This window comes from Tistrella mobilis KA081020-065 (genome assembly GCF_000264455.2).
GTDB classification, from domain to species: Bacteria; Pseudomonadota; Alphaproteobacteria; order Tistrellales; family Tistrellaceae; genus Tistrella; species Tistrella mobilis.
Genome location: NC_017957.2, coordinates 83267 through 95069 on the forward strand (window position 1 = coordinate 83267; position 11803 = coordinate 95069).

The 11803-nt window shown below is 70.7% G+C and carries 9 protein-coding genes; all 9 read right to left on the minus strand.

Annotated elements, in window-relative coordinates:
* Entirely contained in the window at positions 1–1344 is a 1344-nt protein-coding gene (gene tssK / locus TMO_RS18330; protein WP_014747159.1) for a type VI secretion system baseplate subunit TssK, read from the minus strand.
* A 58-nt stretch (positions 1345–1402) separates the two neighbouring features.
* A complete protein-coding gene (tssJ, locus tag TMO_RS18335) occupies positions 1403–1912 on the minus strand; it encodes a type VI secretion system lipoprotein TssJ (protein ID WP_014747160.1) in 510 nt (169 codons plus the stop codon).
* 32 nt (positions 1913–1944) lie between these two features.
* Positions 1945–3351: a type VI secretion system-associated FHA domain protein TagH gene (gene tagH / locus TMO_RS18340; RefSeq protein WP_014747161.1), complete on the minus strand. Its 1407-nt coding sequence runs from the start codon at positions 3349–3351 to the stop codon at positions 1945–1947.
* A gap of 43 nt (positions 3352–3394) precedes the next feature.
* Entirely contained in the window at positions 3395–5998 is a 2604-nt protein-coding gene (gene tssH, locus TMO_RS18345; RefSeq protein ID WP_014747162.1) for a type VI secretion system ATPase TssH, read from the minus strand.
* Between the two features lie 69 nt (positions 5999–6067).
* The gene (gene tssG, locus TMO_RS18350) at positions 6068–7099 is read right to left on the minus strand and encodes a type VI secretion system baseplate subunit TssG (protein ID WP_014747163.1); all 1032 of its coding nucleotides are present in this window, start codon (positions 7097–7099) and stop codon (positions 6068–6070) included.
* A 9-nt stretch (positions 7100–7108) separates the two neighbouring features.
* Positions 7109–8950 carry a type VI secretion system baseplate subunit TssF gene (gene tssF, locus TMO_RS18355; protein WP_014747164.1) on the minus strand — a complete coding sequence of 614 codons (1842 nt, stop codon included), beginning with the start codon at positions 8948–8950 and terminating at the stop codon, positions 7109–7111.
* The gene (gene tssE / locus TMO_RS18360; protein ID WP_041606989.1) at positions 8947–9408 is read right to left on the minus strand and encodes a type VI secretion system baseplate subunit TssE; all 462 of its coding nucleotides are present in this window, start codon (positions 9406–9408) and stop codon (positions 8947–8949) included. Before tssE ends, tssF begins: the two co-directional genes overlap by 4 nt.
* A 53-nt stretch (positions 9409–9461) precedes the next feature.
* Entirely contained in the window at positions 9462–10325 is an 864-nt protein-coding gene (locus TMO_RS18365; protein WP_145978278.1) for a type VI secretion system accessory protein TagJ, read from the minus strand.
* A gap of 71 nt (positions 10326–10396) precedes the next feature.
* Entirely contained in the window at positions 10397–11797 is a 1401-nt protein-coding gene (tssC, locus tag TMO_RS18370) for a type VI secretion system contractile sheath large subunit (RefSeq protein ID WP_014747167.1), read from the minus strand.
* Positions 11798–11803 lie beyond the last annotated feature (6 nt).

Consider the following 11803-nt stretch of genomic DNA (forward strand, 5'->3'; position numbering starts at 1 on the left):
TCACACCTGCGGCGCCTTGATCGCCCAGCATTCCAGAACCAGACCCGGGAACTCGCCGGCGACATGGACCGCCATGCCGCCAGAGGTCTTCAGGTCGTCCCAGAACCGGCTGGTGCGTTCGAGTTCGAAATACTGCACCCCCGGATGGAAGGGCAGTTGACGCGGCGCCACGGCCAGCGGCCGGATGGCGATGCCGGGCAGGGCCGCGTTCACCAGATTGCGGATCTGTTCCACCGGGCCGATCTTCATCTGCTGCGGCAGATGGCGGCGCACGGCTTCGGCCGGCGCATCGGCCTTCACCGCCAGCACGAAGGCGGCCTGGTCCAGCAGGCTGCGATCGTCGATGCGGGCGACGCGGATGCCGTAATTGCGCAGTTCCAGCGGCACGGGGATGGCGGTCTGTTCCAGCACCGCCGACAGCGCCTGGCGCAGTTCCGTCATCACCGCCCGGAAGGTGCGGCCAAGATCCTCGTGTTCATAGGGCGGCAGCGATGCCGGCCGCTTGGCGCCGGCGGTGAACACCGCCAGATCGCCCATCAGCGCCAGCATCTCCGTGTACAGCCGTTCCGGATGCAGCCGGCTGAGCGCCAGCAGATGCGCAAAGACCGGCTCGTGGCGGTTGACGGTCTGCAGCAGCATGAAGTCGGCGATCTCGGCCACCCCGCCCGATCCGGCATGGGCGACGCGGTCGGCCAGCGCCTCGCCGCGCTGATGCAGCATGCCGGCGATCTCGGTCGCATGGCCGGTCAGCACCGGCGATGCGGTCACCGTCAGCACCGGCGGCACGAAACGGGTATCCAGCACGATCTGCCGGTCGGGCCGGACCTCGACGATCCGGGCGAGTGCGATCGTGGCATAGCCGGCGCGGTCCTCGCCTTCCAGCAGATAGCGCAGCCTGAGCCGCCCGATGCCGATCCGGGCCTCGGCCGTGCTGAAGGCATTGGCATCGGCCACCTCGATCTCGCGCGCGGCAAACCGGGTGCCGGCCTCGGGCGCATCGGCATGATCGACATCGGCCGCCCCGGGGCGGCGCAATGGAACCCCCAGATAGACAAGCCGGTTACGGGTGTCGGGCGGCACGGCCAGGGGGGCCGGATGGTCGGTGTCGTCGGGTACCGAGAACAGGGTGCCGTCCTCGAACACGCCCCGCACCCGTGCCGCGGCAAAGCGGCCTGTCCCCAGAAGATCCTGATCGACGGCAAGCTCGACCAGCCCCCAGGGGCAGGGGCCCAGATCTGCCACCCGGCCGCGCACCAGCTTTTCGATCCAGCGATCCTGCTGCTGGAAATGCTGGGGCCGGATGAACATGCCCTCGGACCAGACGACCTTGTTGTCCCATGACATGGATGCGGATGTCCTTAGCGAAGATCGGGGGAAAACGGATGCCGGTGCCTGTACCGGGTCACCAGCCACCGTCGTCCGGCTGAAGCTGGATCGTGACGTCGGTGCCGTCGATCACCACCTGAAGCGGTTCCAGGTCGTAGGGGTCGACCTCGATCAGCGAGCGCCACCGGGCCTCGTCGATGTCGCGGAAGCCGGCGACCACGCCGATCGCGCGGGTGCGCTGGTCGGCCGAGAACACCAGCTCGCGGCTGCTGCCCGGGGCCATGACCAGTTCGCCCTGGTCGATCAGCGTGCCGCCCAGCACGCCCCGCGGGTTTTCGTTGAGCGCGAAATAATCCGCCTGCTGGAAGGCGCCGGACTGGCTCAGCTGGAAGAAGCGCAGCACCACCGGCGAGGCGCGGCCTTCCGCATCCGGGTTGGCGTCCTCATGGGCCATGATCGCGATCTCGGCCTCGTCGGGCGCGCTGTCGCCGAAGCGCAGGCTGAACAGGCGGTCGGCGGTGCCGATCAGGTCGCTGACCGGCCGGTCGCTGCAGGCCTGGAGCGGCAGGGACAGGATTATGGCCAATATGGCCATCCTGAAAACGGACATTCTGCCCATCATCGCCGGGCCTCCCCGCCCTCCGCCGGTGTCGCGCGCTGCATCGGGAGGGCAGCGTGAGAGGTGGCATAGCCGCGGGCGAAGCCTTCGGCGAACAGCGACCGCGCATCCTCCTCGGCGCGGCTGCGGATCTCGGCATGGCGGCGGCGATAGCCGTCCCAGAGTGCGGCCTTGCGGGCGGTGGAGACGATGGCGCCCAGCCCGCCGACATGGCCGACCGCGCGTTCGGTCGCCTCGGGCGACAGGGTGTCGATGACCACGCCCAGCCCCGCTTCCAGCCCGCGCACCATGGCGATCTGGTGGGCGGCGATGTCGTCGAAGCCCTGTTCCACCGCCTTCACCCCCGACGAGAAGGCCGGCAGGGTCGGCTGCAGGAAGGCCAGCATCGCCTCTTCGGGCGTCGCCGAGAATTTCAGCGGGTTGTTGTTGCGCGGCTTGATGGTGGTGCGCTCGATGCGGAATTCGCCCTTCAGCTCGGCCCGGGCCGACAGGGTCTCGATCAGCCCGCGGGCCGTCGCCCGGAACACCTCGCCCGCGGTCCGCAGCACCTCTTCGGCGCGGGAAGGCGGCAGCTGCTCGCGGGTCAGCCCGGCGCCCGACAGGAAGGCATCGTAGAGCCGGTCGTCACGCAGCCGGTATTCCGACGGCGGCGGGGTCTGGCGCGGCGGCGGGTCGCGATAGGGTTCGGGGTCCTCGTCCGGGTCCGGATCGGGCAGCGGCTCGGGGTCGCGGATCGGCACCGGATCCTCCAGCGGCACGTCTTCCGGGTCCTCGACCGGGATCGGGTCGGGGTCGCGCGGCGGCCGGGGTGGTTGGCTCGGCGGTTGGGGCGGGCGGCGGATCGGCGGGGCCGGCGGGTCCGAGGGGTCGTTCTCAGGGGCCGCCATCAGCCCGTCCAGGTTCTGGCCGTCGGCATCCCAGTCTTCCGGGATCTCGACCCGGGCGACGCGGGGCGGGGTGAAGGCGAAGGCGGTGGCCGGCGGCTCGCCGCCCGAGAAGGCCGCCCCCGGATCAGGGCGCTGCACCGGCTTCGGTGCCGCATGCAGCGGCCGGGCCGGCCGGGGTGCCGGCGCCTCGTCCGGCACCGGCATCAGCCCCAGCGTCAGCACGTAATCGCCAACGAACACCCGGTCGCCATCGGCCACCACATGGCCGGTCTCGCGCGGCACCGGCCGGCGCGGATCGTTCACGAAACTGCCGTTGGTGCTGGTGTCGATCAGCCGGAACCGGCCGCTGTCATAGTCGATCAGGCAGTGCTGGCCGGAAATCACCCGGGTCGGATCTTCCAGCACCACGTCGTTGGCCGGGCCGCGACCGACACGCAGGCCGCGGCGGTCGAAGCTCCGCGAGGGCCCGATCCGGGTTGCCGGATCGTCGCGATGGGCGATGTCGATCACGAGCCGCATGGCTTCCTCCGTAAATTCCTCAATCTGTCACGACAGCCGGCTCTCACGACAACCGGGGCGTCAGGCTGCCATCGGGCCCGGTTGCGATCTCGACTGCACGCGGCGGCGCGCCCTCTTCCGCCAGCCGGTCCAGGATCAGCCCGGCCAGGCCCGGCATCAGCTCGCCGGAAATCACCGCCTCCACCGCGCGTGCCCCGGCATCGCGTGCCCGGGCGCGGGCCAGCACCGCCGGCGCCACCTCGGGCGCCACCGTGACCGGCAGATCATAGGTTTCGGTGATGCGCCGCACTGCGCGATCGAGTTGCAGGTTCACGATAGCAAGCAACCTCTCATCATCCAGTGGCATGAATGGGACCAGTTTGAGGCGCCCAAGGAAGGCCGGCTTGAAACTCTGCCGCAGCACCGGTTCCAGCGCCTCCGCAAGCCCCTCCGGTCCCGGTGCGGTATCGGGGTCGTCCATCAGTTTCGTGATGGTCTCCGATCCGGCATTGGTGGTCAGAATCAGGGTCACGTTACGGAAATCGATCTCCCGCCCCTCGCCGTCGCGCACCCGGCCTTCGTCGAAGATCCGGTAGAACACGTCCTGCACGCCCGGATGGGCCTTCTCGATCTCGTCCAGCAGAACCACGCCATGGGGCCGGCGGCGCACCGCCTCGGTCAGCACCCCGCCTTCGCCATAGCCGACATAGCCGGGCGGCGCGCCCAGCAGCATCGAGACCTTATGTTCCTCCTTGAATTCCGAGAGATTGATCACGGTCAGCGCCCGGGCATCGCCGTGCAGCAGCTCGGCCAGCGCGACCGCGGTCTCTGTTTTGCCCACGCCCGAGGTGCCGGCGAACAGGAACACGCCGGCCGGCCGGCGCGGATCGTCCAGCCCCGCACGCCTGGTGCGCACCGCCCGCGCCACCGCCTCCAGCGCATGGTCCTGGCCGATGATCCTTGTGCGGAGCCGATCCTCCAGCCGGCGCACGGTCTCCAGCTCGTCATCGGCCATGCGGCCGAGCGGAATGCCGGTCCAGTCCGAAATCACCGCCGCCACCGCCCGGGCATCAACATCAACCGGAAGCAGCGGATCTTTGCCTTGCACAACTTTTAGCTGTTCAAGCACCGCCGATTGTGCGGCCGCACGCGCCTCCGGCTCGGCGACCGCCCGTGCCTCGGCCAGCTCACCCACCAGCCGCGTCTCCTCGGTATGGCGCTTAGCCATTTCGGCTATTTGTGTCTCAAGATTAGCCAGATCGACTATCATGGTATCGACCGACAAGGCCGCGCCGCCCAGCGCCGCATCACGCAACCGCATGTCACGCGCCCGTTCCAGCGCGGCGTGCTCCGCGCGCAGTTTCTGCAATGCCGGCGGCACCACCGCCCGGCCCATGGCGACCCGGGCCGCTGCCGTGTCCAGCACGCTCACCGCCTTGTCGGGCAGCTGCCGCTCCGGCAGATAGCGGGCCGACAGCCGCACCGCCTCTTCCACCGCGGCATCGTGGATATGCACCCCGTGATGGGCTTCCAGCTTCTCCACCAGCCCGCGCAGCATGGTCACGGCCCGGGCCTCCGACGGCTCTTCCACCTTCACCACCTGGAAGCGGCGGGCCAGCGCCGGGTCGCGTTCCACATGGCGCTTGTATTCCGCCCAGGTGGTGGCGGCGATGGTGCGCAGCTCGCCGCGGGCGAGCGCGGGTTTGAGCAGATTGGCCGCATCGCCCTGCCCCGCAGCACCGCCGGCGCCGATCAGGGTATGCGCCTCATCGATGAACAGGATGACCGGGTCGGCGCTGGCCTTGACCTCGTCGATCACCGATTTCAGCCGGTTTTCGAACTCGCCCTTCACGCCCGCACCTGCCTGCAACAGGCCCAGATCCAGGGTCAGCAACCGGGCACGGGCCAGCGCCGCCGGCACCTCGCCCGCCGCCACGCGCAGAGCCAGCCCCTCGACCACCGCGGTCTTGCCAACCCCGGCCTCGCCGGTCAGGATCGGGTTGTTCTGCCGCCGCCGCGACAGGATGTCGATCACCTGGGCGATCTCGTCATCGCGCCCCAGCACCGGATCCAGCCGGCCCGCACGCGCCGCCTCGGTCAGGTCGATCGCATAGGTGGCGAGCGCCTTGCCGCTCTGCAGCGAAGAGAGCGGCGCCTCCGCCGCGGCCGGGCCGCTGCCCGCCTCCCCCGCCTCGTCGCTGCCGTCTGCCAGCTCCGGCAGCCGTTCCAGAACCTGATCGGCCGACAGTCGCCCCAGAACCGGGATCACCTGGGCCAGCTGCTGCGAGGCCAGCTCATCGCGCAGGGCCGCCACCAGCAGATGGCCCGATGCGATCCGGTCTGCCCCGCTCTCGATCGAGGCCACCGTCCAGGCCTGGCGGATCATGGCGATCAGCCCCGGCGCCAGGGCCGGCGCGCGGTCATTGCCGCTGCGCAGCCGGTCGAGCGCACCGTCGAGCGCGGTCAGCGCCCGCGGCACCGCGACGCCCGCCTCCGCCAGCGCCCGGGGCAGCACTGCGCCGTCATCGGCGACCAGGGCGCGCAGCCAGTGTTCGATCTCGATCGCGTGATTGCCGCGATTGACGGCATTGCCCGCCGCGGCTTCGAGCGCCTTGCGGCAGGTCCGGTTCAGCTTGTCGACCAGGGAACGGATCTGGGTGGTGGCCATGGGTGCGGGTCCGGAAAGAGAGAGGGAAGCAGAGGGGAAGATCGGGGGCGGAAGGTCAGCGGCGGAAGGTCAGGCGCCGATCTCGAACACGGCATCGTCGGGGTCGCGGGCGGGCGGGGCGGCGCCGGTCAGCCAGCCGGTCCAACCGAGGCGCAGCCCGCCCGCCTCGCCCAATTCGGCCGGCGGCACCTCGCGCCGGTCCAGCACCAGGCGGAGCGCGAACGACATCGCCGGACCGACATAAAGCCGGACCAGATCGGTGAGCGCGCGCACCGCGGCACCTTCGGGCAGCAGCGCCGCGAAATGGGCCCGCGACAGCGGGCCGACCACGATTTCAAAGCGGCCGTCGACATCGCGGACCTTCTCGCCCGCGACCATGTCGACGCCCAGGCGGCAGAAGCCGCCGGGCGTCAGGCGGCTGCGCTCGGCCGCGTCCAGCCGCACCCAGCTGCCGGCGAACTGGCGGATGCGAACCGACGCGCCAAGCTGGCCGGAGAGCATCGCCTCCAGGGCGGCGGCAGAACGCGGCCCGCGCGCGAAATGGCCGGCATGGCGGATCACCGTCAGATCGTCGACCGCCAGCCGCCCGGCCAGATGCGGCGTGCCAAGCCCGGTCAGGGCACGCAATGCGCCGGTGATCGCATCCTCGCGGCCTTCCGCCGCCGCGCGCTCATGCGCCAGCGCCATGCGGTATTTCACCTGGGCGCCGTGGAAAAAGGCGCCCTGGCGATCGAGGAACAGATCCACGAAACGGGCGAAACCGGGATTGCGCCGCCGCTCGGCCTCGATCGCCGCCGCGGTCATATGCGAGGGCAGCACGCCCGAGGGGCCGAGCAGCCCCAGATGGGCGATGCGCAGCACCGCCGGCGCCCCCTCCACCTGGCCCAGACGCGCGCCGGCCACCGCACTTGCCGGAAAGGCCAGCGGCAGCACGCCCTGGAAGCGCACGGCATCGGCCGGATTGCTCCCGGCTGCGCGCTCCAGCACCCTGACCGCCTGCACCGGCTCGAACGACCAGGGCGCGCGGGCAAGATCGGCAAGGACGCCGGTGGGCGCCGGGGTGGGAACCGTTTCGGCCCGGGGCGGTTGCATCGTCGTCATGCGCGCCCCTCAGACCAGATCCTGCGCGCCCGCGCGCGGCGGCCAGGTGCGGATGACGCCCGGCCGGCCCCGCAGTTTCGCGGTCAGCCGGGTGAAGGAATTGATCGTGCAATAAAGTCCCAACACCCGGTCGAGCACCGCCGCGAGCAGATAGAGCCCGCCGGTCGCATAGCGTTCGGGGTCGAGTTCGAGCGTCACATCCAACCCGCGGGCCATGCCGCCGAAGCGGTCGCCGGGCACGCGCGCCATGCCCCGGCGGTGCGAAATGCCGGTGATCGCATCGATCGCGGCCCGGGTTTCGGGCGCGTCGCGCAGATCGTGCAGCGCCAGCAGTTCGCGCAGCGCGGCCGCCCCGTCGGTATCGTCGGTCAGCGACAGATGGTTGAGCGACAGGAAGGAAATCAGCCGCCAGCGGCCGCGGGCCCCCGCCTCGGGTCGCAGCGTCCGGGTGGGCGGGGTCAGGCAGGACACCGCCCGGATCGCCGACATCGCCTCGGCCGGTTTCAGCACCGGATGGCCGCCGCCGAAGGGCAGCCGCGCCGGCAGGTCGCGGTTCAGGCACAGCGTGTCGACCGACAGCACGCCGGTAGCGGGCTCGGACGGATTGAAGCCGTCATCGACCAGGCTGAGATAGATCTCGCTCGCGGGATCGCGCGGCCCGGCCGGCCGGCGCTCGGCATGCCACCAGCGCCGGGTCTCGTCGGCCATGGCGGTGCCGTGGGCGACGGAATGGAAGGGTTGATAGAGTTGCCGCCGGCCGCCTGAATCGCTGCCCTCGACCCGCAGGATCCGGAAAATCTCGGTCGAGAGCGGCCGGCGGGCATCGGGCACCACCCGGTACGCAGACTGGCGCTGATCCAGCCGGATCGGCTCGGCGGCCTGGCGGAACAGGTTGACGATCGGCACGGCGCCCAGCGCAAAACTCTCCGCCGTCACCGCCCGCTCCAGATCCTGGTCGTGGCGGGTGAGGAAGACATGGATCTCCAGCCGGTCGCCGGTGGGCGCCAGCGTGCGGGCATCAAGGCCGTTCAGGTCCAGGAACAGGAATTTCTCGGGGAAGGCGAAATATTCGGTCAGCAGCCGATAGGCCGGCAGGGTGCGGGCATCGTCGGGCAGCAGCCCCTCATCCCCGGCAAAACCCACCGGCGCCACCGCATCCGGCCCGAGCCGCACCGGCCGCGGATCCTCGGGGCCGGCGGCAACCGCGATGCCGGCGACATCATTGGTCAGTCGCTCGTAAAGCCGCATCGCCTGGGCACCGGGGGCGGCGATGAACAGCCGCAGCCGGTCCAGCCCGATTTCGGTGAAGCTGCGCCCGGGCTGCGTCATCCGCAGCCCGATCTTCAGCACCGCCACCGCCTGCTCCACCCCGGCAATCGCCGGCGCCGCCACCGGCCGCGCCTTCAACGCCACGGTCTCGATCTCGACCGGCCAGAGGGTAGCTGGCCAGGCGGTGCGGAAGCGGCAGGGTTCGGGCGCCCGCCCCTCGGCCGGGGCCACGGGTCCCGTCACCAGCTCGGCCCCGGCCGGGACGGTATGGGGCCCCGAAAGATCCGCCTGCGGCGTGAACCGCGCGATCGCCATCGAGGGCACCGGCGCCAGCCAGTGCGGGTGCAGCACCCCCAGAAGGGCATCGGTCAGCTCGGGGAAGGCATCGTCCAGCCGCAGCTGGATGCGGGCATTCAGATAGGCCACCGCCTCGATCAGCCGGGCCACGAACGGGTCATCGGCGGCATCGGCGGTCAGGCGCAGCCGCCCGGCGATCTTGGGATGCGCCGCCGCGAACTCGCCCGCCCGGCGGCGGATCTCGACCAGCTCGCGCTGGTAATGGGGAAGCAGTTCGTCGGTCATATCAGGCCGCCATCGCTGGTGGCGGTGACCCGCACGCCGCGATCGGCGGGGTCCACGACGCCGTCGAAGCTCATCGGCTCGGGCGCCGGTTCGGCGGCGACCAGGGCGTCGATCCGCAACCGCAGCGTGCGGTCACCGGCTTCGGAATTGTCCAACAGATGTACCGCCACCGCCCGGAAGCGCGGCTCCGCCTGGCGGATCGCCGCCTCGATGCCGGCGCGCAGCCGCTCGCGGTCGTCATCGGACGAGACCGGCTGGGCGGTAAAATCGGCGATGCCGTAATTGGTGAGCGCGGTTTCCACCTCGGGCAGCTTCGCCCCCCAGCCCACCGGCCGGCGGCGGGTGTTGAGCAGGTCTTCCAGGTCGCGGCGCAGCCCCTCGCGGAAGGCCTCCACCGTGAAACGGTCATCGGGCGCCAGGCGCTCGTCATCGACCAGCAGCCGGTCCAGGATCGACATCCGGACCGATCCGGCCTCGCGCCGGCCGCCCGCGGAAGATCGCCCGGCCGGCATCACGCCGCCCCTTCGCCGCTGCCGGCCGCCGGGCAGAGCCGGCGGATCTCCGTCAGCTCCAGGGCCGGCATCAGCTCGTCGCCGGCCAGGAAGCAGCGCTGGCCGCGTCCGGAAATCGGCCCGGCCTGGGGCGCACCGGGCCCCTGGCCGGTGGCCCAGTCGGTGCGCCGGCCCAGCTTGAGGGCGGCATCGTCGCTCTCGGCGGTCAGGGCATAGATCGAGGGCATGAAGACCATGCCGTCGGGCCCACCTTCGGTTTCCACCTCGACCGGCCGCCAGATCAGGTCGATCAGCCGGCGCGGCGCCTGGAAGGCCATCCGACGCACCCGTTCGAGCGGGACCCAGAAATAGCGGCCCGAGGCGGTGAGCAGTTCCAGCACCGGGCCGGTGAGGTCGCAGGCGTCGCGGAAATCGTCGACCCGGGTGCCGTTCACCTCGATGGCCCCGCGCGGCCGCAGGTTTTCGGCCTCGATCACCGCCGCCGCCGCATCGGCATGGCGGCCGGCACGGATCGCAACCAGCGCCTCAAGCGCCTTGGCGACCGCGGGCGGCGGCGTGTCGAGGAAGTCGGGCACGCGGCCCTCGGTCATCACTTCGCGTCGGATCTGTTCGGCGCGGATCAGCTGACGGAAGCCCGAAAGCCCCACCGCCTGTTCCGGCGCCTGATCGGCGATCATGTCGAGCTGACGATCCGCGCGCGTCAGTTCCCCCGCCGCCACCATCAGCTCGGCCAGGAAATGGCGCGCCGTGGTATCGGCCGGGTGCGCCCGCACCCGCAGGAGCTGGGCATCGATCGCCTCGTCGAGCAGACCCGCCTGGAGCAGTGCCGCAGCACCGTGAATATCGGCGGTGGAGGTCATCATCTTCATCCCGAGATCCGGTCGTTTGTCTTGCCTGGCCACAGGGGTCCGGCCGGTCGTGGTCGTGGGCGGCATCATGACTGGGGCAGCCCCCGCGCCACGAACCAGGTGACCAGGCGAAAGCCCGAACTCACCTCGTCCAGCTGGAAATGCGGCCTGAGATGGATGGTGCAGTCATAGATGCCCGGGCGACCGGGGGACTCGCGCACCGAGACCGCACATTCCCGAAGCGGATAGCGCGCTTTCTGTTCCGGCGTTGCGGTGTCGCTCGCGATCGAATAGCCGAGCAGCCAGCGGCGGAGATATTCCTCGCAGGCCGCGGCATCGGAGAAACTACCTACGCGATCCCGCCCGATAACCTTAACGTAATGGGCGAAACGGCTGACACAGAGCATGTATTGCAACATCGCCGACAGCCGGGCATTGGCGCTCGCCGCCTCGCGGTCATAGGGCCGTGCCAGCTGCAGCGACGGGTTGCCGTGAAACACCACCCAGGGCGTGTCGCGGGCAGGCGCCAGCGCGATCAGCCCCAGATCCGCCAGCCGCTTGTCCTGGGCATCGGTCAGCTGCACGTCGACCGGCGGCTTCAGCCCGACATCCGGACGGTCGGTGCCGAAATGATCGGCCGGCAGCTCGCGCACCAGCCCGCCCAGCTCGTGATCGCGGGCGGCCCCCCGGATGTCGGCGAACCAGCCGGTGGCGTCATGGGCGCGGATCAGCACCAGGGCGAAGGCGAAGGCCGCCACCCCCCACAGATACTTGCCGGCATCGGGGCCCGACACGTCCTCGACATAGCGGAAACCGTCGATCCGGGCGGGATCCTCGCCCCAGGGGTGGCGGAGCAGGATCCGCGGGCAGGTCAGCCCCAGGAAGCGGGCATCCTCGCCCATCCTGAGACCCCGCCAGCGGACATGATCCGCGCCCTCGAAATCGCCCGGATCGAAGCCGCGGCCCAGCGCCTCGAACCGGTCGAGGCCCAGCAGCCGCGGATGGGCACCGGCGATGAAGGGCGCGAAAGCCGCGGCCGCCACCGTCGCCATGCCCTTGAGGCCGGTGACGTCGTCGGTGGGGTGATCGGCATCGCGCAGATGCATCAGCTCATAGGCGCCGATCAGCACGCCGAAGGGCTCGCCGCCGGGGCTGCCGAACTCGTCTTCGTAGATCTTGGCGAACATCTCGGCACGGTCGAATTCGACCGCGCGCTCGAAATCGCGGCAGATCATGTCCCAAGTGACGTCCAGCACCCGCACCTTGGTCGACCGCGCCCGGCCCGCCCGTTCCACCACCAGCGCCAGGCCGCGCCAGGCCGCTTCCAGCGCCTGCATCCGCGGGTGATGCAGGATCCGGTCGAGCTGCCGGCCGATCGCCGCATCGATCAGGGCGATGACCCGATCGATCAGCGGCCGCAGTGCCGTGGCACGAAGCGGAGGGGCACGAAGCGGAGGGGCGCTCTGGAGGGGAAGCGAGACGGACATCGGATG